This is a genomic window from Pseudomonas sp. C6002 (genome assembly GCF_013385805.1).
Taxonomy (GTDB): domain Bacteria; phylum Pseudomonadota; class Gammaproteobacteria; order Pseudomonadales; family Pseudomonadaceae; genus Aquipseudomonas.
This window is the reverse complement of the sequence record NZ_JACAPH010000053.1, coordinates 9,646-29,304: the sequence shown is the minus strand read 5'-3', so window position 1 is coordinate 29,304 and position 19,659 is coordinate 9,646. Positions and strand designations below refer to the sequence as shown.

Below are 19,659 nucleotides of genomic sequence, written 5' to 3'. Positions count from 1 at the left end.
AGGGGCCCAGCGCTGCGCAACGGACGGGTTGCCAGTACGAAATTAAAAAGCCGGGGTCGCCGCAAAGGGCGTCAGGCCGGAGCTGCTCCGGTAGTCATTGGTAAGCGTGCGTCGGCGGCCCATTCCTGCAGCGAGCCGTCGTAGAGTGCGAGGTCCTGGCGACCCAGCAGGGTCAGGGCCAGGGCGTTGGCCGCCGCGGAAATTCCGCCGCCGCAGTACAGAATCAATGGACCGTCGCCGTGCAGCAGCGTGGGTCCGATAGCCACGGCCAGGGCGTCCTTGGGCAGGTAGCGACCCTGTGCATCAAACAGCGTGCGTGCCGGCAGGTTGTGGCTGCCGGGAATGTGCCCGCGCCGGGCGTAGCGGGTGGCTGCGGTGCCGTCGAACAAGGCGCTGCCCAACGCGCAGACGAGTACGCCGGGTGCTTGTCCTGCGGCCACCGCCTCAACGCCTGCGCGGTCGATCCACAGTGGTGCGTAGGTGCTGATCGGCCAGGGTTCGACGACGGGTGTGTTTGCAGGCTGCCCGCTGTGCTGTGGTAACCCCGCCCGTTGCCAGGCGTTGAAACCACCGTCCAGCACGCCGGCGTGAATGCCCAGCCCGCGCAGCATCCACCACAGGCGTGCGGCCCAGAAACCGTCGGCGCGATCGTAGATCACCACGTTGCTGCCGACGCCTGCACCCAGATTCGCCAGTGCCTGAATCAGGGCTTGTGGTGTTGGCAGGGCGAAGCTGTAGCTCGCTTGAACGTCGGCCAGATCGGTCAGCAAGTCGGCATGCCGTGCGCCGGGGATATGTGCGTGCAGCCAACCGGCATGACCGCTGGCGACCCGGTAATCACCGTCAAAACGCGGGGACGGCAGGACGACGGTGGCGTCCAGTATCACCAGCCCGGGCTCCCCGAGGTGGGCATGCAGCCAATCGGTATCGACCAGGATACTCATACGGATTTTCGCCGCAGGTGGTTGAGCAATCGTTGCCCCTGGGCACCGGCAAACCACTGCAGATGGCCCAGCAGGTAGGCGTGATAGGCCACGTCGGCACTGCTGGTGGAACCCACTACGCCTTGGTAGTACGCGATTTCGGACAGGGCAAAATCCACATGCACCAACGGCAGCAGGGCGCTCAGGGTGTGCAGGTCCTGGGCGCTCAATGGCCGGCCCCGTTGATAGCCGGTGAGCAATGCGTCGACGCTGTCGAGGTCCGCTGCTGCCAGGCCACCGCTGTCCAGGTCCAGCCAGGGCACGGCGTTGCGTTCGATGGCGGTTGCCAGGTCGTAGAGGGCGAAGGTGCGGTCGGCGAGGCCGAAGTCCAGCACGCTGGCGACGTTGCCGTCTGCATGCCACAGCAGGTTCGAGGCGTGCCAGTCGTTATGGGTCCAGAGCGCCGGTTGTTGGTGCAGCAAGGGTTGCAGGGGCGCGTGCCAGGGCAACAGCAGCTCGGTCAGCCGTGTGTGCCAATCCTTGTCGGCGAGGTACTCGGTCAGCGCCGGGGTATTGGCGATCGCGGCCAGTGGCGCGGGTTGTTCGATCACCCGGGCATTGGCCAGCAGCACTTCTGTTTGACGGCGGGGTGCGCTGTAGTGCTCGGCTGCGATGTGCAATCGAGCCAGCGCCACACCCGCCGCCTGCGCATGTTGAGTGCTTTGGAAGGGCGACCACGACAGCGCATCGCGGTACAGGTCAAGGCCCTCGGCGACATGGTGAATCTCGTAGGTCCATTCACCTTGCGTCGTGGCCGTTGCACCGTGGCGGTTCGGCACCACTGCGGCAACCGGTGCGCCGTGGCGATGCAGGTGGGCGATCAGGCGGTGTTCTTCTTCCAGCCATGCGGCTTGGCGCACGTGTCGGTGATGCCGTTTGACGAACAGGGTGGCGCTGCCGGTATTGATCAGCCCGGCAGCGGAGAACGGTCGCGGGCTGTGCCAATGCAAACTGCGCAGTTGACCCAGTTGCGGGTACTCGTGCAGCAACTGTTGGATATCTGCTTCGTGCAGCGCTGGCCAGTCGGCAGCTACCGGATCAAGCCCCAGGCCATGGGCGGTGCGTTGTGGATTCATGCCGTCGCCCCGGGCAGATAGGCGTTGCTGGTTGCCCCTTGCCACACCTGCGGATTGTCGAGCACCGCGTGCTCGTGCAGCCACTCGGCATAAGGTTTCAGCAGCGCCTGGCGTTGCTCGCCCCAACGACCGTCATGCAGCCAGGTCGGAGCGATTTTGTGCAGGGATGCGCTGAGCAATTCCGCCGGGAAATACGGTGTGGTGTGCTCATAGGCCGCCAGCGCGATGGCTGGCTCTTCGGCCACGGCGAGATAGCCACGGGCGGTGGCCGCGAGGAAATCACGCACCAACCCGGGCTGCTCGGCGAGGGTTTGTTCGTGGGCGCCCAACAGGTAGCTGTGATACGCCGGTGCGCCAATCTGATCCACCGGCAACACCACCCGGCGTTCCGCTTCGATGGGGCTGTGCATCAACGCTTCCCAGGCCCAGTAGCCGCCGAAACTGGCATCGGCGATGCCTTCGGCCAACTGTTCGGGCCGCAACTCACGTACGCCGCTGTCCACCAGGATCACGCCATCAGGGTCGCCACCGTCGTTGCTCACCAGGTGACGCACCATCGCCAAACCCCGTGGCGTGGGGTTGAGCGCCAGGCGCTTGCCCACCAGGTCTCGTGGGCGGCGGATGCCGGAGTCGGTCAGGGTTTGAATCGACTCAAGGCCCGCATGATTGATCGCCGCGATGCCTTGCAGGGCTTGCCCCTGGCCGCGCCGGACCAGCAGGCGGTTGCTGGGGAAAATGCCGAAGTCCGCCGCGCCGGTCAGCAGGTGCTCAAGGGTGTCGCCACGGTAGGGGTCGTGCACCACCAACTCCACATCCAGGCCCAGCTCGGCGTACCAGCCGCGTTCCCGCGCCAGGTACAAACCCGCCGAATTCGGCCAGGGATGAAAGTACTCCAGCATTACCTTTACCGACACCATCGCTTGCTTCTCCAGCCTGCAGTCTTTTGATGGGGGCGATTTATAAGGGAGCAATCTGGTATATACCAATATCGTTTATTGCTATGGATATAACCGGGACCAAAAAAAACCGCGGCCCAAGCCGCGGTTTTTTACTCATCGCCTGGGTCAATCGGCAACGATGGCGTACGTTTCGATTTCGACTTTCTGCCAGGGGCGCAGCATCGAATCCACCTGAATCAGGCTGCTGGCCGGGCGAATGGCGTCGAACACCTCGCTGTGTGCCTTGGCGACGGAGGCGGCATCGTTGATATCCCGCAGGTAGACCACGGTGCGCACTACGTCTTCAGGGCCCATGCCCGCCTCGGCCAACACCTTGTTGACGGTGACGAGAATGGCCTGGGCCTGTTCGTAAGCATTGCTGTGTTCGTAATCGGGTGAGGCGCAGGTGCCGGAGATGTGCAGGTGGTTGCCCACGCGAACGGCGCGGGAATAACCGAACACGTTTTCGTACTGACCGCCCGAGGAAATAGTTTGCCGCGCTGTGGTTTTACTGGTCATGGTGGTTCTCATGTTGGGAGGGGTTTACCGGTGGAGTCCTTGACGAACAGGATCGAAATCAGGCCGACCACGGCACCGCCGATCAGGTACCAGGCGGGAATCATCTGGTTGCCGGTGATCGATATCAGCCAGGTATTGATCAGCGGGGCCGTGCCTCCGAACAGCGAGACCGCGACGTTGTAGCTCAAGGCGAGGGCGCTGTAGCGCACGCGGGCCTTGAACAGCGAAGTCATGGTGGCCGGCATCGCTCCTTCAAAAAACAACTGGGCGAGGGTCAGGATCAGCAGGGCGGCCAGCAGCAACCCGACACTCTGGGTATGCAGCAGCATGAAGCAGGGGAACGCCATGACGATCAGCAGCACGCAGCCGGTAATGATCATCCGGTTCCGGCCCAGTCGGTCGGCCAGCAAGCCTGAAACCGGGATCAACACCAGCATGAACAGCGTCGCGGCCATCCCCAGGTTCCTGGCGAACGTATTGCTGTACCCGAGTACGTTTTCCAGATAACCCGGGATGTACCCGAGGATGATGTAGTAGGTCACGTTGAACACGGTGACCAGGCCCATGCATTGCAGGATTTTCGGCCATTCGTTGACCAGTAAGCTGAACAGGCTGGGTTCGGCGCCCGTCGCCTTTCGCAGTTTTTCGTTGGCCTGGATTTCCTTGAACACTGGTGTTTCTTCCAGGCCAAGGCGCAAGTAGAGGGCGATCAGGCCGAGCAGGCCGCCAATCGCAAAGGGCACGCGCCAGCCCCAGTCCTGCATGGCTTGTTCGCCCAGGCCCAGGGTAAACAGGCTGACCACTGCACCGCCCAGCAGGAACCCGGAGATATTGCCGAATTCCAGCCAACTGGTGAAAAAGCTGCGTCGCTCGTCCGGCGAATGCTCGGCGATGAACGTGCAGGAGCCGCCGTACTCGCCACCCGCCGACAGGCCCTGGAGCAGACGCATGAGAATCAACAGGACGGGCGCAAACAGGCCGATGCTCGCGTAACTCGGGATCAAGGCAATGGCGAAGGTTGCGACGGCCATCAGCGTGATGCTCAGCGACAGCGCCGTGCGCCGGCCAAACTTGTCGCCAATGGGACCGAATACCAGGCTGCCCAGTGGCCGAATCAGGAAGCCCGCCGCGAAGGTGGCGTAGATCGCCATCAACTGGGTGGTCGGGTTGTCGTTGTGGAAGAACGTCTTGCCGATGATGCCGGCGAGAGAGGAGTAGAGCGCAAAGTCGAACCATTCGACCATATTGCCCAGTGTCACGCCGACGACCGCTTTGGTCAGCCGTTTGCGTGAGGGTTCAGCCGATGCACGGTCGGCGGGAAACCCTTGATGAATCGAGGAAGCGTGAACTTCGCCCATGATATTGCCCTCTGGAATAATTGTAGTGAGGCAGCAGTCAATAGGGAGTGGCAGGCCCACGTCTGATGCGCGGGGCCTGCGGAGGCTGGGGTCATCGCATATACACGCCCCCGGCGATGCACAATGATTCGCCTGTTATGTAGGAGGGTTTGGCGCTCAGTTGCCAGACCCAGTCGGCGATTTCTTCGACCCGCGCGGCGCGTTTCAAGGGGATCGATTCGATGGCGGCCTCGATGCGCCCGCCGGCACGGGTGCCTTCGGTGTCCACCCAGCCCGGGGCCAGTGCGTTGACCACAATATTGTCGCCGGCCAGTTCGATGGCCAGGGAGCGGGTCATCGACACCACAGCAGCCTTGGAGGCGCTGTAGAGCAACTGGTTTTTCGACACGGTGAACGCATCCACCGAGGCGAAGAACACGATAGCGCCTCCGCCGGCGGCTTTCAGGTGACGGGTGCCGATACGTGCGATGTTCAGTGAGCCCAGCACGTTGATGTCGAATATCTTGCGGTACAGCGCTTCGCTGAAGCTATCCAGGGATGACGTGGGAAAGATCCCCGCCGCATTCACTACGGCTCGCAGCGGTGCCTTGCCGTCCAGGGCGGCATCGAGGGTACGGGCCAGTGTGGCCTCCTGGGTGATGTCGCCGACCACTGGCGAAAACAAGGGGCTCGCCGGCTGTGTGCTGGGTGTTACGTCCACAGCGACGACGTGCCAGCCTTCAGCCTGAAAGCGCTGTGCGACGGCCTGGCCCATGCCCGAGGAAGTCCCGGTGACGATAACGCTGGAGTGCGGTGCAGTGTTCATAAGGGCTATCCGATCAGGCGTATTGAGGAAGAGGGGTGCCGGGTTGCAGAGCCAGTTCCAGCACATCCAGTTGGCGCTGGGTCTCCTGGTAGTTGCTCAGCCATTCGCGCTTGACGATATCGATGCGTGAGTCGGCCGGCTGCAACTGGGCAAACTTCGCCGCCAGGCCTTGCATGCCACGCTCGCGCAGGGTGAGAAAGCGCATCACTAGCCGGGTCTGCTCGCAATACACCGGCCATTGCGGGCCACGTGGGGCGCCCAGGCCGATGTAGAACAGGCCTTCCAGGTTGGTCGGCAAGGTCATCGCGGCGGTACGCAGCGGAACACCGTCGCGCCATTGCAGCAGGCGTTCATCGAGGAACGGCAGGCGCGTGTTGAAACCGGTAGCCCAGACGATGGTGTCGTAATCGACCTGGCTGCCATCGGTGAACGTGACAGTCTTGCCCTGGATGCTCTCGATACCCGGTGCGACCTTGATTCGGCCGTGCTGGATCCAGTACAGCAGCAAGGTGTTGACCACCGGCGGTTGCGCATCCAGGTCGTAGGTATCCGGTGCCGGTAGCCCGGGGTAATTCTTGTGGGTGCCGACGCTGGCCATGATCAGCATGTTCATGAGCATGTTCTGCTGTTCTGGCGGCAATTGCCCCAGCAGCGGCAGCTCGCCCCGGGGCAGGCCGAACAGGGTCTTGGGCTGGAACAGCTGGCCGCGTCGGATCGCAATGGTGGTGTCCAGGCGAGCCTGGGCGGCATCCACTGCGAGGTCGCATCCGGAGTTGCCAAACCCCACCACCAGCACCTTGCCTTGCACCTGCTGCACGTTGCGGTATTCGCCGGAGTGAATCGACACGCCGGTGAACCCCTTGCTTACTTGCGGGATCTTGCAATCCCACAGGTGACCGTTGGCCACCAGCACGCCGCTGTAGTGTTTGTGGGTGCCGTCTGCCAGGGTCACCTGCCAGCCCGCTTCGCCGTTCTCGTCCAGGGGCTTCAGGCTGCGCACTTCGGTGTTGAAGGTGATCTTTTCGCGCAGGCCGAAGGTGTCGGTGTAGGCGTTCATGTACGCCTTGACCTGATCGCGGCTCGGGTACACCGGATAGTCAGCGGGCATCGGGAACCCGTCAAAGAAGGAACTGCTCTTGGGGGTGATCAGGTGCAAGGCATCGTAGTCGCTGTTCCAGTGACCGCCGATGTTCGCGGACTTTTCGAAGCAGTCCACCTCGAAACCGGCGTCGGTCATGGTCTTCAGCGCCGCCAGCCCTGCGGCCCCGGCACCAATGATGCAGTAGTGATTGGACATGCTGGCTCCCCATTCAAGCGCCTGTTGTGGCGTCGGTGGCTGGAGTATCCCGCTCGGCAAGAGGTGGATGAATGGGCTAAGTCATGTGTTTCCTATAGGTGATCCCTATGGCTAGAGCGTCTCCAGGTGCGCATACAGGTTCTGGATGCGGCTCAAGTGGCTGCGCATCAGGTTGATCAGCACCCGGGTGGGCGGCGAAATAGGCGTGTCGTGGCGATGGATAAAGCCGAATACCTCGAAGATCGCCGGGCTGATCGGCACCCAGCCCAAGCGATCATTGAAGCCCAGCTGATGCAGGATCGGGCGCGTGGCAATCACATCGCCGAGCCCGCGCGCAGCCAGCTCGAAGCCGGTGATCTGGTGCTCCACTTCGATGATCGGGTCCAGCACCTCGCCGCCCTTGGACGCCAATTGCCCCAACAACCGGCGAATCGGGTCGGCGGTGCGCCAGCGCGCCTCGGTGAGAATCAACGGTGCCACCGCCAGGTCGCTGATGGTTTTCGGGCCCTTGAGTCGCTCCGGGTCGGCACTGATATAGCCGACCTGGGCCGACCAGACCGGCTCGCTGACGGTCAGGTTCTGCTGCTTGATCGGCAGCATCACCAGCCCCGCTTCAATTTCGCCCTGGCTCACCAGCTCGGCGATTTCCGAGGAGTTGTAGCCGACGATCTTGATCCGCATATCCGGGTGCTGGGTGCGGAACTGCTCGATCAGGTCTGTGAGGAAATAGTGGTGGGCGGTGCCGAAGGTGCCAAAACTGGCCACGCCACCGGACAGTTCACGCACAGCCTGCACCGCTTCATAGCCCTGGCGTGCTGACGTCACCATGCCTTGTGCAAACGGCTGCAGGCGGCGTCCGGCTTCGGTGAGCATCAGTCGGCGATTGGTGCGGATGAACACGTGGGTACCCAGGTGTTCCTCAAGCCGCAGGATCTGCTCGGACAATGAGGGTTGGGAAATATGCAGGCTTTCCGCCGCCTTGGAGAACGTACCGTGCTCGATGGCGGCGAGAAAGTAGTTGAGCTGTTGTAAGGTCATCGCGCTGAACCGTTACCTGTTTGGCTCAACATGACACAGATCAAAGCTGTCGCGAAGAATCAATCACGCCACACGGGCATGCCATGTTCGTCAATTGTCCAGTGCGGGTGGCGCGGTCGCAGGCAGACGCCACCTACCCAGCGTTCTTCCGTTGCATGATCCGGCCAGTAGGCTGCGCCGTTCAGAACCTGGCGACCCAGCGCAGTCAGCGCCAACACCCGCTGCGGCCATTGCAATTGGGCCCCGGACTCGATCAACAGGGGATTCTCGCCATCGATCAACGGCCGCATCAGCGCATGAAACATCATGTCTCCCAGGTACGGCAGCGGTTCACGCTTGCCCATCAGCTCGGCGAACACCCGGCCAAACGGCACCGGCCCGGCCTCATCCACGTAGTGCAGGGACAGGCGCTCGGTCAGTGACAAACCGTCCCGCACACCCGGTAACTCCTGCAACTGCCGACGCAACGCCGGGGCCAGCAAGGGCAGGGCTGTATGGTTGCTCTGGGCCAGTTCCGCCAGCTTGACCGGCGAACTGTCGCAGTACGCCAGCCAGGCCTGCCGCGCCAGTTGCAGCATGTCCTCATCGACCCGCCGACGCTGCGGCCACAGCCACGCCAATACTTCAGGCGCCAGTTGGCCGATGCCGATAAAACGCTGCACGCCGGGGATACGATCGACTTCGATCAACTCCAGTTTTTCAGGCAGATGCTCAAGCCCAGCCAGCGCGCGAATCAGGAACAACTGATCGTACGCATCCGCCTCACACCACAACACGCTGTGGCCGGCGCTGCCCAGTTGTTCAAGATGGTGATATTCGTCCGCATGCCGGCGCGCCACTTCGGCCTCATCCATGGCAAACACCTGGCTGATATAGCGGCTGCGAACGGCCTGGTATTGCTCGGCAGGCAGGTCCTGCACCGGGCCCATGCACAATGGGTCAATCAGCATCCGGAAGCGGCCCTTGAACCCCGCCACGCCCAGGCTGTGGGCGATATCATTGCCGCAGCGCCAGTGGGTGGTGCGGGCTTCATCGCTGGCGTCGAAACCTGGATGGCGGGCGGCAAAATCCACCGCATCGACGTGGGCCTTGAGCTTGGGCCAGCTGGGAAAACCGAGTTCCTTGGCGATCGACCATTGGGCATCGGATAAGGTCGGGGTTGCGGCGGCATCGGCGCTTTTCAGGCGCTGCAAAAGTTCCTTGGCGCGCTTGCGCTGCTGCTCAAGGTTGATACGGCCGTTAGTGGACGAGAATGATTGCGACATACGATCTCCTTGTACAAACCTTGTCCGCTTTAAGGTTGGGAGTCGTAGAAATGTGATATTCAGTCAAGGTCTTGGGCGCAGCCCTTTCCGCGGATGGTGGCGTAGATGGCGCCAGGCGGGAAATATAGGCAGTGCAATGATTGATTGCAAGCCGCCCGGTGGATCGCGCCGGGGTTTTGCACAGGAGACGTTCATGAAAGTTGGTGTGATTTCCGATACCCACGGCTTGCTCCGTGCCGAGGCCCTGGCGGCCCTGGAAGGGTGCGAGCAGATTGTTCACGCCGGGGACATCGGTAGCCCGGAGATCCTTGAGTTGCTGGCCTCGATTGCGCCATTGCATGTGGTGCGCGGCAATAACGACCTCGACGCCGCGTGGGCAGAGCATTTGGCTGATCGGCTGGATTTTGACTTGAACGGCTGGCGGGCGTTGCTGGTGCATGACATTGCCGATGTGCCGAAGGAGCTTGATCCGGGCATCCGGCTGGTGATCACTGGCCACTCTCACAAACCATTGATCGAGTGGCACGGCGAGCGGCTGTTTCTCAACCCTGGCAGTGCAGGGCGGCGACGTTTCAAGTTGCCGGTGACCCTGGCGTTGCTTGAGGTGCGCGAGAAATCCATCAAGCCGCGCCTGGTGTCGCTGGAGCCCAAGCGCTGAAGAACGCTGAGGCGAGGGAGCTTGCTGTGGCGAGGGAGCAAGCTCCCTCGCCACGGGGGACGTGCCCTGTCTTACCATTTGCGTCTGAATCAGGAACAAGGATCATCAACGCCATGAGCGTATTAGTCGAAACCCGGGCGCTCACGCGGATGGACGAGCGCCGCCAGCTGCAACTGCTGCAGCCCACGAACTTCCAGCTGCACCGCGCCGACCGCATCTCCATCACCGGCTCGTCCGGCTCCGGCAAAAGTGTATTCCTTCGGGCGCTGGCCTTGCTCGACGCGCCCACCTCAGGGGATATCCTCTGGAACGGGCAGCCCATCGCCAACGCGCAAGTCCCGCAGTATCGCAGCCGCATCAGCTACCTCTCCCAACGCCCGGCGCTGATCGAAGGCACGGTGGAAGACAACTTGCGTTTCCCCTACAGCCTCAAAGCCTTGCATCACCTGAGTTTCGACCCGCAGGCGGTCAAGGCGCTGCTGGCCCACGCGGGCAAGGAGTCGGGCTTTCTGGCAAAAAATGCCGGGGATTTATCCGGTGGTGAGTCCCAGGTGGTGTCACTGATCCGTACCCTGCAACTCAATCCCGATGTGCTGTTGCTGGACGAACCTACCGCCGCTCTCGACCCGGCATCGTCCGGGGAGGTCGAGGCGTTGATCAGTGCCTGGGCCGAAGCGGATAGCGCTCACGCCTATATCTGGGTGTCCCACGACCTTGAGCAGGCGCAACGCATGAGCACCACCCATTTGCATATGGACGCCGGCGTGCTGACGGGGGCCGTGCAGCCATGAATTATCACGACCTCACAGCACTGGACATGGCCATCGCCGCCTCGCTGATCCTGATCAACGGTGCGCTGTCGCTGTTGTTGCGGCTGGGGCTGGAGCGTCAGCTGTTCTGGGCGGCTGTGCGCACGGTGGTGCAGTTGTTGGCGATCGGTTACCTGCTGGGCTGGGTCTTTGAATTTGCCTACTGGTATGTGGTGCTGCCGCTGATGTGCCTGATGACTCTGATCGCCGGGCTCTCGGCTGCCGGGCGTGGGAAGCGGACCTATGCGGGGCAGCGGGCCGACAGTATTGTGTCGGTGTGGGGCAGTTCCTGGTTGGTGACGGCTGTTGGCCTGTTCGCGATTATCCGGATTCACCCGTGGTACGAGCCGCAGTATGCGATTCCGATCCTTGGGATGATTCTGGGTAATACGCTTACCGGGGTGTCTCTGGGGATTGAGCGTATGACTCAGGAGCTGACCTCCGGCCGCAATACCATCGAGATGATTCTGGCCCTCGGTGGTTCACGCTGGGAGGCGGCGCAGGATGCGATTCGCCAGGCTGTGCGGGCCGGGATGATTCCGACGCTGAACCAGATGACGGTGGTGGGGATTGTGAGCTTGCCGGGGATGATGACTGGCCAGGTGCTGGCCGGGGAAAGTCCGGTGGACGCGGTGCGTTATCAGATTGTGATTATGTTTTTGATCGCTGCGTCGTCGGCGTTGGGCACGGTAGGTGCGGTGTTGCTGACCTACCGTCGACTGTTTTCAGCCAGCCATCGTTTCCTGCGGTTCAGGCTCGAAGAGCGGGTGTAGCGCAGGCGCTATCGGATCCCCAAAATGCACCGCAACCCTGTGGGAGCTGTCGAGATCCGGTTCAATCACCCACGCCAAAATCCAGCAGTACCTTCATCGCCCGGCTCTTGTCTGCCGCCAGCTCAAAGGCCTGCACCGCCTCGCTGAACGGCACGGTGTGGGAGATCACCGGACGCACATCAATCACCTGGCGATTGAGCAAATCCACCGCCTGGGCAAACTCCGAATGGAAGCGGAAGGTGCCCCGCAAGTCGATCTCCCTGCTCACCAGCATATTCAACGGCAGCGAGACCTCGCCACCCAGACCGACCGTCACCAGCACGCTGCGCGGGGCCATGCACTCCAGGCCGTTGCGCAGGGCCTGGGCGCTGCCGGAGACTTCGAACATCACGTCGAAGTAGCCTTTTTCGGCGGTATACCGCTTCAACGCGTCGGCGTCTTCCGCCAGGTTATGAGTACGGCTGGCGCCCATTTTTTCGGCGCAGGCCAAGGGCCCGGCAGCCAGGTCCACCGCAACAATTTCCCTCGCGCCCGCTGCCCGCAGGCTGCCGATCAACAGGTTGCCGATGGGCCCGCACCCGGTGACCAATACCCGTTTGCCGAACACCACCCCGGCACGCTGGATGGCATGCAAACCCACAGACAACGGTTCAGCCATTGCACCCTCGGCAAGGCTCACATGATCGGCCAGCAGATGCGCCTGGTGCGTTTCGATCACCAGGCTTTGTTGAAACGCACCCTGCACGTGAGGGAAGGGCATCGCGCTGCCGTAGAAACGCATGTTCAGGCAATGGTTCGGCAGCCCTTGATGGCAATAATGGCAACCCCCGCAAGGCCGCGACGGCGAGACCGACAAGCGTTGGCCAATCTTGAACGGCCCGTCTTCACGGCCCACCGCCTCGATCACCGCCGATACTTCGTGGCCGAGCACCATCGGCTCGCGCAACCGCACGGTGCCGAAGCCGCCGTGCTGGTAGTAATGCAGGTCCGAGCCGCAGATCCCGCCCCGGGCAATGCGCACCCGCAGTTGGTCGGGCGTCAGTGCCTGGGGTTCGGTTTGCGGTTCTACCCGCAGGTCTTTCGAGGCATGGCAGACAATCGCGTGCATGAAATTCTCCAGGTTACAGCGAGGCGGTGATGCCACCGTCCACGTACAGGATATGACCGTTGACGAAACTTGCCGCGTCGCTGACAAGGAATACCGCAGCGCCCGCCAGTTCGGCGACGTCACCCCAGCGCCGGCTCGGTGTGCGCTGCACCAGCCAGTCGCTGAATTCGGGGTTGGCCACCAGGTTGGCGTTCAGTTCGGTCTTGAAATAGCCGGGGCCGATGCCATTCACCGTCAGCCCGTGGGGGCCCCAGTCGATGGCCATGCCTTTGGTGAGCATTTTCAGCGCGCCTTTGCTGGCGGCATACGGGGCGATGCCCGGGCGCCCCAGTTCGCTTTGCACCGAGCAGATATTGATGATGCGCCCCCGCTTGCGTGGGATCATCGCCCGGGCCACGGCCTGGCCGACCAGGAAGGCGCTGTCCAGGTTGGTGCTCATCAACTCGCGCCAGTGGGTTTCGCTGTAGTCCTCCAGCGGCCCGCGACGTTGCATGCCCGCGTTGTTGACGAGGATGTCCAGCGGGCCCAGGCGCTCTTCGATCTCCGCCACGGCGGCCAACACCGCCGCGCCGTCGGTGACATCGAACGCCTGGGTGTGCACCTCCAGGCCTTCCGCCGCCAGCAACGCGGCACTGTCACGCAAGGTGCTGCGGTTGCGCCCGTTGAGCACTACCCGTGCGCCAGCCTGGGCCAGGCCACGGGCGATGGCCAGGCCGATGCCGGCGCTGGAGCCGGTGATCAAGGCCAGGCGGCCATCGAGGCGGAAACTGTCTAAAACACGCTGCATGGGGCGATCTCCGAAGACTGAGACAGGTGATCAACACTATCAATCCGAGTGCGGGGCGCCGCTCTCATTGTTATACGTCAAACCCTGTCATATCGTGCATCACGGGCTTTACTTCAGCGCAGCCAGGGCCCGGCGTCCAATTTTCATTTGTGATGGGGTGATCAATAATCGTGATAACCGGAGCCAACCTGATGGAACTCAAGCACCTGCGCGCCTTTGTCGTGCTCGCCCAGGAACTGCATTTCGGCCGGGCGGCCGCGCAGTTGTCGATCGTGCAACCGGCGCTGAGCATGCAGATCAAACTGCTCGAAAGCGGCCTGGGCGTGCGCCTGCTCGACCGCAACCGGCACTCGGTCACACTGACGGAAGCCGGGCGGGTGTTTCTGCCGGAAGCCCTCGCCACCCTGCACCAGGCTGCCCGCGCCGCCGATGCCGCCCGGGCTTCGAACCGCGGGGAGATCGGCCGGGTGCGCCTGGGATTTGTCTCGTCGGTATTGCCGCAATTGCTGCCGGGGTTGATTCGTGCGGTGCACCAGCGCTACCCGCGAATTGAACTGGAGCTCAAGGACATGCCCGGCCCGGATCAGGCGGCTGCGTTGAAAAACGGCCAGCTGGATTTCGGCCTGATGCGTTTGCCGGCGGCCTATCCCGGCGTGCAGACCCTTGAGGTGCTGCAGGAAAGCTTCGTGGTCGCCTTGCCCGGCGAGCATCCGTTGGCGACCCAGGAAACCATTCAGCCGACGGACTTGCTCAAGGTGCCGGTGTTCATCCTGGCCCGGCGTTATGCACCGGGTTTCTACGATGAATTCGTGCAGGCGATGGGCGTGCCGCTGGAGATCGCCTCCGAACTCGGCGAGTTCACCACCATGCTGGCGCTGGTCTCGGCCGGGCTGGGTGTGGGTGTGTTGCCGCTGCAGGCGGCCCGGGCGCTGCCGGCCAATTGCGTGTCCAGGCACCTGGCGTTGGGGGCGTTCCGGGCCAGGACCGGCCTGGCGTGGACCGAGCTCGACAGCCCGGTGAAAACCACCCTGTTCAACCTGATCGACGAGTTGTTTGGCGATTGATTGTTTCATCCGGTGAAATGCTGGATTGTAAAAACTGGCTATTCTGCTGCGTGCCGTAGCGGTGGAACATAAGCGTTATCGACCCGATCACCGGGTCGAGTCCCTGGCACATCGCGGAGCCCGTCATGATCAAACTGTACCGTTACCCCTTGTCTGGCCATTCCCACCGGGTTGAGTTGATGCTGTCGCTGCTGGGCGTGCCCGCTGAGCGGGTGCACGTCGATCTGAAGCAAGGCGCGCACAAAACCCCTGAGTTCCTGGCCACCCTCAACAGCTTCGGCCAGGTGCCGGTGATCGATGATAACGGTGTGGTGCTGGCGGACTCCAACGCGATCCTGGTGTACCTCGCCGGCCAATATGGCACCGCCCAGTGGCTGCCCACCGAGCCTTTGGCCCAGGCCCGTGTGCAGCGTTGGCTCTCGGCTGCGGCAGGGCCGCTGCACACCGGGCCGGCTGCGGCGCGATTGATCACTGTGTTCGGTGTCGCGCTGGATGCCGAGGCGACCATCAGCCGCTCCCACGCATTCCTCAAAGTGGTAGAGCACCAGTTGGAGCAGAGCCGTTTTCTCACCGGTGACCTGCCGACAATTGCCGATATCGCGCACTACACCTACATCGCCCATGCGCCGGAGGGGAATGTCGCGCTGGACGACTATCCGCAGGTTCGCGCCTGGCTGGGCAGTATCGAGGCGCTGCAGGGGTTTGTGGGTATGCAACGCACCGCTGTGGGCCTGGCGAAGGTTTGAAGATTTTGTGGCGAGGGCGCTTGCTCCCGCTGGACCGGGCTGGCGCTCCAGTGCGCAGCGCTCCCAGGATTTTGGGGCCGCTACGCTGCCCAGCGGGAGCAAGCTCCCTCGCCACAACCGCTCCCAAGCCACTGGTTTGGTGGACCACATTCGATTAAGGGGACCCATGGACCGTTTCCAGGAAATGCAGATTTTCCTCGCCGTCGCCGAAGAACAGGGCTTTGCCGCGGCGGCCCGGCGCCTGAATATCTCGCCCCCCAGCGTGACCCGCGCGATTGCCGCGATGGAGGCGCGTATTGGCACCCAGTTGCTTTCGCGCACCACCCGCAGCCTGCACCTGAGCGAGGCCGGCCAGCGTTACCTGGACGATTGCCGGCGCATCCTCGCGGAGTTGACTGAGGCCGAAGAAGCGGCAGCAGGCAGCTTCTCGATCCCGTGGGGGCACCTGACGGTCACCGCGCCGGTGTTGTTCGGCGAGTTGTTCGTCGCGCCAATCCTGGGGGAGTACCTGGACCTGTTTGCCCAGGTCAGCATCAACGCCTTGCTGGTGGACCGGGTGGTCAACATGACCGATGAAGGCGTCGATGTGGCCGTGCGCATCGGGCATTTGCAGGAACCCGGCCAGCAGGCGATCAAGGTCGGCGAGGTGCGTCGCGTAGTGTGCGCGGCGCCGGCTTACCTTGAGCGGCACCGGCCACTGCACCCCGGGCAACTGCGTGAGGCGAAGATTGTCACGTCGTCTTCCAGCCAGTTGGTCAGCGAATGGCAGTTCAGGGAAGGCGGCCAGCCGTTGAGCGTGGCCGTTGAGCCGCGCCTGGTGGTCACCGCCAACAACGCGGCGATCAACCTCGCGCGCCTGGGCTGGGGCGTCACACGGGTGTTGTCTTATCAGGTGGCCAGCGATGTGCGTGCAGGCGCACTGGAGATCATCCTGCAAGACTTCGAACCGCCGGCCTTGCCGATCCATGTGGTGTTCCAGAACAACGCCCGGGTACCGGCGAAGGTCAACACGTTCGTGGATTTTCTGGTCAGCCGGCTGGGGCAGGATGCTGCGCTCAACCCATCGATGCAGCGGCCGGCCTGATGGACCGTTATCGCGACATGCAGATCTTCCAGGCGCTGTCCCGGCAGCCGAGCCTGTCCGCGGCTGCCCGTTGCCTGGGCATCTCGGGGCCCACTGTGATCCGCGCGATTGACCGGCTGGAGACGCGCTTGCGGGTGCCATTGGTACAGCGCAGCACCCGGGGCATTCGCCTCACCGAAGCCGGGGCGACGTTCATGGCCGACTGTTCGCGGATCCTTGACGGCGTGAGCGCCGCCGAAGCATCTGCCCAGGGTGCGCACGCGCAGGCCGAGGGAAACCTGCGGGTGTTTTTTCCGTTGCTGTTCAGCCGTTATGTGATGGCGCCGCTGTTGGCCGGCTACCTGGAGCGCTATCCCGGAGTCCGCCTGTTTGCCCATTACCACGATCATTATCCGAACCTGAATGAAGACGGCCTGGACGTGGCAGTCCTGGTGGGGGAACTGCCCGGTTCATCCCTGATTGCCCGGCCCGTGGGCCATGTGCGCAACATCGTCTGCGCCAGCCCCGGCTATCTGCAAAGCCATGGCGAACCGGTGCAACCGGAGGCGCTCAAGGAGCATCGGCTGGTCGCCAGCCAGGCGTATTCGAATTGGGTGCAGTGGGATTTCCAGGGCGCCAGCATCAAGGCCCGGGCGCGTCTCGGTTGCACCACGGTGCAGGGCGCGATCAATGCGGCGGTGCAGGGCGCAGGGTTGATCCGGTGCTTGAGCTACCCGGTGCACGAGCACCTGGCGAGCGGGCAACTGTGTCGAGTATTGCAGGCCCATGAACCGCCGCCGCTGCCGGTGCATGTGGTCTACCGCGAAGGGCGCAACGCTTCGATGCGGGTGCGCAGTTTTGTCGATTTCAGCGTGGCGGCATTGCGTGAACATCCGGCGTTTCATTCACCGAGGGCTTGATCATGAATCACCAGGACGCGTCCCCCGTTTCGCCATGGCATGCCGGCGAGCGGCAGTTGCAGCAAAGTGCCGGCGTGGCCGAGCGCATGGAGGTGATCGGCGCGAAGGTGATACGGGATCACTTGCCGGAGCAGCATCGGGCTTTTTATGAGTTGTTGCCCTATCTGGTCGTGGGGGCCGTGGATGAGCAGGGGCTGCCCTGGGCCACGCTGCTGGAGGGCACGCCGGGGTTTGCGTATTCGCCGGACCCCTACAGCTTGCGTATCGACAGCCTGCCTGCGGAGAGTGACCCCGCCGGGAGCGGGCTGAAACAAGGCGCGTCGGTCGGGCTGTTGGGCATTGACCTGAATACGCGGCGGCGTAATCGCATGAACGGGGTTATTGGGGCTGCCGGCGTCGACGGATTTACCGTGGCGGTGGTGCACACGTTTGGAAATTGCCCGAAGTACATCCAGTTGCGTGCGGTGGATCCGGGGGCCCGGGGGCAGCGCGCTGCGGGAGGTATTGTGCGGCGCGCGAACTCGCTCGATGACGCTGACCGGGCGCTGATTCGCAGCGCTGATACGTTTTTCGTCGCCAGCTATGTGGACCTGGAAGGGGATGCGGCCAAGCGTTCGGTGGACGTTTCACACCGAGGCGGCAACAGTGGGTTTGTGCGCGTGGAGGGAGAGGTGCTGACGATTCCCGATTTTACCGGCAACTCGTTTTTCAACACCTTGGGCAATGTGCAGGTCAACCCGGTTGCGGGCTTGCTGTTTGTGGATTTTGCTACGGGTGATGTGTTGCAGATGGCCGGGCGGGCCGAGGTGATTCTTGAAGGAGATGAAGTGGCCACGTTCGAGGGGGCTGAGCGGTTGTGGAAGGTGACCGTGGAACACGTGGTCCGAAGGGATGCGGCGCTGGCGCTGCGTTGGCAGTTCGAGGGGTTTTCTCCCTACAGCCTGGCGTTGGGGCCTTGGAAAGCCTGAGAGTGCTGCCGAGCCACTCGTGCGACTGAGTTAAAACTCAATTGCGCGGTAGGCGGTGTTTGGTGTCGGGGAATGACGCGATACTCCGTCGGGTTTTTGCCTGCCCGATAAAGGGCTGTCCCGAGGTTTCCCAATGAATGCACCAAGCCGCCTTGCGCTGCTGATCACCGCCACGGCTGCCCTCAGCGCCTGTGGCGATTCCTCCAAACTGCCGTTTCAGGCCGGTGTGGGGCCAAGCCCGCAACTGCCCGAACCCACTGCATCACTGATCCCGACACTCAAGGTTTCCAAGGCTGTCGGCTGGCCCGGTAATGCCCAGCCAACGGCGCCCGATGGGTTCACGGTAACGGCGTTGGCCGCGGACCTTGACCATCCGCGCTGGGTGTACACCTTGCCCAATGGCGACGTGCTGGTAGCCGAGAGTAACCATCCGCCCATGCCTGAAGGTGCCACGGACGGCGGCACGGGTTTGCTCGCCTGGGCGCGTCGTACCGCGATGGGGTTTGTGATGGGGCGGGTCGGTGCCGATACGCCGAGCGCCGACCGGATCACGCTGCTGCGGGACGCCGACGGTGATGGGCGTGCCGAGGTGAAGAGTGAGTTTCTCGGTGGGCTGACGTCGCCGTTTGGCATGGCGTTGGTGGGGGATGAGTTGTATATCGGCAATGCCGATGCGGTGGTCAAGGTGCCTTATGTTCGGGGCCAGACTCACATCGATGCCGTGCCGGTGAAGGTCACTGATCTGCCGGCCGGGATCAATCATCACTGGACCAAAAACGTCCTGGCCAATCCTGAGGGTACCAAGCTTTATGTGACCGTCGGGTCCAACAGCAATGTGGGTGAGAATGGGCTTGACGCCGAGGAAGGGCGTGCTGCGATCTGGGAGTTGGATCTTGCCAGTGGGCAGAAGCGTCTGTTCGCCAGTGGGTTGCGCAATCCCAATGGGCTGGCGTGGAAACCCGGCTCTACGCAGTTGTGGACGGTGGTCAACGAGCGCGACGAGATCGGCAGCGATCTGGTGCCGGATTACCTGACGTCGGTGCGGGATGGCGCGTTCTACGGTTGGCCGTGGAGTTATTACGGGGCTCACGTTGACAGCCGGGTGCAGCCGCCGCGTCCGGACAAGGTCGCCCAGGCGATTGCACCGGACTACGCGCTGGGGACTCACGTTGCGCCGTTGGGCCTGACTTTTTCCGATGCGCGGGGGATGCCAGCGGTGTTTGCCGATGGGGTGTTTGTGGGGGAGCATGGATCCTGGAACCGTAATCCGCAGGCGGGGTACAAGGTGGTGTTTATTCCGTTCCGGGACGGAAAGCCGTCGGGTGTGCCTGTTGATTTCCTGACTGGGTTTTTAAATGGTGATGGAGAGGCTCAGGGGCGTCCGGTCGGTGTAGCGTTGGACGGCCAGGGCGCGTTGCTGGTGGCGGATGATGTGGGGAACAAGGTATGGCGGGTGGCACGGGTAAGGCCTTAGGGTTTTGCTC

The 19,659-nt window shown here is 62.9% G+C and carries 20 protein-coding genes; 9 read left to right on the top strand and 11 right to left on the bottom strand.

The genetic code is table 11. The annotated features are described in order from the left end of the window. Positions 1–71: 71 nt before the first annotated feature. The 9 genes from HX817_RS30885 to HX817_RS30845 all read right to left on the bottom strand — a co-directional run bounded on the left by HX817_RS30885 (position 72) and on the right by HX817_RS30845 (position 9,279). Entirely contained in the window at positions 72–944 is an 873-nt protein-coding gene (locus tag HX817_RS30885) for a sulfurtransferase (RefSeq protein ID WP_177042373.1), read from the bottom strand. After that, positions 941–2,059: a phosphotransferase gene (locus HX817_RS30880; protein WP_177042370.1), complete on the bottom strand. Its 1,119-nt coding sequence runs from the start codon at positions 2,057–2,059 to the stop codon at positions 941–943. The genes HX817_RS30885 and HX817_RS30880 overlap by 4 nt, the downstream gene beginning before the upstream one ends. After that, positions 2,056–2,976 carry an ABC transporter substrate-binding protein gene (locus tag HX817_RS30875; protein ID WP_102369481.1) on the bottom strand — a complete coding sequence of 307 codons (921 nt, stop codon included), beginning with the start codon at positions 2,974–2,976 and terminating at the stop codon, positions 2,056–2,058. The genes HX817_RS30880 and HX817_RS30875 overlap by 4 nt, the downstream gene beginning before the upstream one ends. A gap of 147 nt (positions 2,977–3,123) precedes the next feature. Then, a complete protein-coding gene (locus HX817_RS30870; RefSeq protein WP_003208292.1) occupies positions 3,124–3,516 on the bottom strand; it encodes a Rid family hydrolase in 393 nt (130 codons plus the stop codon). 8 nt (positions 3,517–3,524) lie between these two features. Continuing rightward, positions 3,525–4,874 (bottom strand): MFS transporter, encoded by a 1,350-nt coding sequence (locus tag HX817_RS30865; protein ID WP_008433139.1) that lies wholly within the window; start codon positions 4,872–4,874, stop codon positions 3,525–3,527. Between the two features lie 91 nt (positions 4,875–4,965). Continuing rightward, on the bottom strand, positions 4,966–5,679 hold the full coding sequence (locus tag HX817_RS30860) for an SDR family NAD(P)-dependent oxidoreductase (protein ID WP_003208289.1): 714 nt from the start codon (positions 5,677–5,679) through the stop codon (positions 4,966–4,968). A 13-nt stretch (positions 5,680–5,692) separates the two neighbouring features. After that, positions 5,693–6,976 carry an NAD(P)/FAD-dependent oxidoreductase gene (locus HX817_RS30855; protein ID WP_177009726.1) on the bottom strand — a complete coding sequence of 428 codons (1,284 nt, stop codon included), beginning with the start codon at positions 6,974–6,976 and terminating at the stop codon, positions 5,693–5,695. 111 nt (positions 6,977–7,087) lie between these two features. After that, positions 7,088–8,014, bottom strand: coding sequence for a LysR family transcriptional regulator (locus tag HX817_RS30850; RefSeq protein WP_003208286.1), 927 nt, complete (start codon positions 8,012–8,014; stop codon positions 7,088–7,090). 59 nt (positions 8,015–8,073) lie between these two features. Then, a complete protein-coding gene (locus HX817_RS30845) occupies positions 8,074–9,279 on the bottom strand; it encodes a DUF1835 domain-containing protein (protein WP_177042368.1) in 1,206 nt (401 codons plus the stop codon). A 193-nt stretch (positions 9,280–9,472) separates the two neighbouring features. On the opposite strand from HX817_RS30845, the gene HX817_RS30840 reads away from it, so the two are divergent. From HX817_RS30840 to fetB, 3 genes are all read left to right on the top strand, one after another. Then, positions 9,473–9,937 carry a metallophosphoesterase family protein gene (locus HX817_RS30840; protein WP_003208282.1) on the top strand — a complete coding sequence of 155 codons (465 nt, stop codon included), beginning with the start codon at positions 9,473–9,475 and terminating at the stop codon, positions 9,935–9,937. A 113-nt stretch (positions 9,938–10,050) separates the two neighbouring features. Beyond that, positions 10,051–10,728 carry an ATP-binding cassette domain-containing protein gene (locus HX817_RS30835; protein ID WP_177042366.1) on the top strand — a complete coding sequence of 226 codons (678 nt, stop codon included), beginning with the start codon at positions 10,051–10,053 and terminating at the stop codon, positions 10,726–10,728. After that, positions 10,725–11,519: an iron export ABC transporter permease subunit FetB gene (gene fetB / locus HX817_RS30830; RefSeq protein WP_003208279.1), complete on the top strand. Its 795-nt coding sequence runs from the start codon at positions 10,725–10,727 to the stop codon at positions 11,517–11,519. Before HX817_RS30835 ends, fetB begins: the two co-directional genes overlap by 4 nt. 61 nt (positions 11,520–11,580) lie before the next feature. Here the strand turns inward: fetB and HX817_RS30825 are convergent, their stop codons facing one another. Both HX817_RS30825 and HX817_RS30820 read right to left on the bottom strand, forming a co-directional pair. Next, a complete protein-coding gene (locus HX817_RS30825; RefSeq protein ID WP_177036607.1) occupies positions 11,581–12,627 on the bottom strand; it encodes an L-idonate 5-dehydrogenase in 1,047 nt (348 codons plus the stop codon). 13 nt (positions 12,628–12,640) lie between these two features. Further along, positions 12,641–13,414 carry a glucose 1-dehydrogenase gene (locus HX817_RS30820; RefSeq protein WP_177042364.1) on the bottom strand — a complete coding sequence of 258 codons (774 nt, stop codon included), beginning with the start codon at positions 13,412–13,414 and terminating at the stop codon, positions 12,641–12,643. A gap of 191 nt (positions 13,415–13,605) precedes the next feature. Here HX817_RS30820 and HX817_RS30815 point away from each other — a divergent pair, with 191 nt between their 5' ends. The 6 genes from HX817_RS30815 (at position 13,606) to HX817_RS30790 (ending at position 19,649) form a co-directional block, all read left to right on the top strand. Then, on the top strand, positions 13,606–14,478 hold the full coding sequence (locus HX817_RS30815; RefSeq protein ID WP_003208273.1) for a LysR family transcriptional regulator: 873 nt from the start codon (positions 13,606–13,608) through the stop codon (positions 14,476–14,478). A gap of 125 nt (positions 14,479–14,603) precedes the next feature. Beyond that, positions 14,604–15,224, top strand: a complete 621-nt coding sequence (locus HX817_RS30810) for a glutathione S-transferase family protein (protein WP_177042363.1) — start codon at positions 14,604–14,606, stop codon at positions 15,222–15,224. Positions 15,225–15,390: 166 nt separating this feature from the next. Further along, positions 15,391–16,308, top strand: coding sequence for a LysR family transcriptional regulator (locus HX817_RS30805; RefSeq protein ID WP_003208270.1), 918 nt, complete (start codon positions 15,391–15,393; stop codon positions 16,306–16,308). Next, on the top strand, positions 16,308–17,207 hold the full coding sequence (locus tag HX817_RS30800) for a LysR family transcriptional regulator (protein ID WP_177042361.1): 900 nt from the start codon (positions 16,308–16,310) through the stop codon (positions 17,205–17,207). Before HX817_RS30805 ends, HX817_RS30800 begins: the two co-directional genes overlap by 1 nt. Before the next feature lie 2 nt (positions 17,208–17,209). Continuing rightward, positions 17,210–18,175, top strand: coding sequence for a pyridoxamine 5'-phosphate oxidase family protein (locus HX817_RS30795; RefSeq protein WP_177042359.1), 966 nt, complete (start codon positions 17,210–17,212; stop codon positions 18,173–18,175). 133 nt (positions 18,176–18,308) lie between these two features. Next, positions 18,309–19,649, top strand: coding sequence for a sorbosone dehydrogenase family protein (locus HX817_RS30790; protein WP_087692536.1), 1,341 nt, complete (start codon positions 18,309–18,311; stop codon positions 19,647–19,649). Positions 19,650–19,659: the final 10 nt, after the last annotated feature.

Coding starts and splice junctions, on each gene's coding strand:
- HX817_RS30885 (WP_177042373.1), bottom strand. CDS start 944: ATGAGTATCCTGGTCGATACCGATTGGCTGCATGCCCACCTCGGGGAG.
- HX817_RS30880 (WP_177042370.1), bottom strand. CDS start 2,059: ATGAATCCACAACGCACCGCCCATGGCCTGGGGCTTGATCCGGTAGCT.
- HX817_RS30875 (WP_102369481.1), bottom strand. CDS start 2,976: ATGGTGTCGGTAAAGGTAATGCTGGAGTACTTTCATCCCTGGCCGAAT.
- HX817_RS30870 (WP_003208292.1), bottom strand. CDS start 3,516: ATGACCAGTAAAACCACAGCGCGGCAAACTATTTCCTCGGGCGGTCAG.
- HX817_RS30865 (WP_008433139.1), bottom strand. CDS start 4,874: ATGGGCGAAGTTCACGCTTCCTCGATTCATCAAGGGTTTCCCGCCGAC.
- HX817_RS30860 (WP_003208289.1), bottom strand. CDS start 5,679: ATGAACACTGCACCGCACTCCAGCGTTATCGTCACCGGGACTTCCTCG.
- HX817_RS30855 (WP_177009726.1), bottom strand. CDS start 6,976: ATGTCCAATCACTACTGCATCATTGGTGCCGGGGCCGCAGGGCTGGCG.
- HX817_RS30850 (WP_003208286.1), bottom strand. CDS start 8,014: ATGACCTTACAACAGCTCAACTACTTTCTCGCCGCCATCGAGCACGGT.
- HX817_RS30845 (WP_177042368.1), bottom strand. CDS start 9,279: ATGTCGCAATCATTCTCGTCCACTAACGGCCGTATCAACCTTGAGCAG.
- HX817_RS30840 (WP_003208282.1), top strand. CDS start 9,473: ATGAAAGTTGGTGTGATTTCCGATACCCACGGCTTGCTCCGTGCCGAG.
- HX817_RS30835 (WP_177042366.1), top strand. CDS start 10,051: ATGAGCGTATTAGTCGAAACCCGGGCGCTCACGCGGATGGACGAGCGC.
- fetB (WP_003208279.1), top strand. CDS start 10,725: ATGAATTATCACGACCTCACAGCACTGGACATGGCCATCGCCGCCTCG.
- HX817_RS30825 (WP_177036607.1), bottom strand. CDS start 12,627: ATGCACGCGATTGTCTGCCATGCCTCGAAAGACCTGCGGGTAGAACCG.
- HX817_RS30820 (WP_177042364.1), bottom strand. CDS start 13,414: ATGCAGCGTGTTTTAGACAGTTTCCGCCTCGATGGCCGCCTGGCCTTG.
- HX817_RS30815 (WP_003208273.1), top strand. CDS start 13,606: ATGGAACTCAAGCACCTGCGCGCCTTTGTCGTGCTCGCCCAGGAACTG.
- HX817_RS30810 (WP_177042363.1), top strand. CDS start 14,604: ATGATCAAACTGTACCGTTACCCCTTGTCTGGCCATTCCCACCGGGTT.
- HX817_RS30805 (WP_003208270.1), top strand. CDS start 15,391: ATGGACCGTTTCCAGGAAATGCAGATTTTCCTCGCCGTCGCCGAAGAA.
- HX817_RS30800 (WP_177042361.1), top strand. CDS start 16,308: ATGGACCGTTATCGCGACATGCAGATCTTCCAGGCGCTGTCCCGGCAG.
- HX817_RS30795 (WP_177042359.1), top strand. CDS start 17,210: ATGAATCACCAGGACGCGTCCCCCGTTTCGCCATGGCATGCCGGCGAG.
- HX817_RS30790 (WP_087692536.1), top strand. CDS start 18,309: ATGAATGCACCAAGCCGCCTTGCGCTGCTGATCACCGCCACGGCTGCC.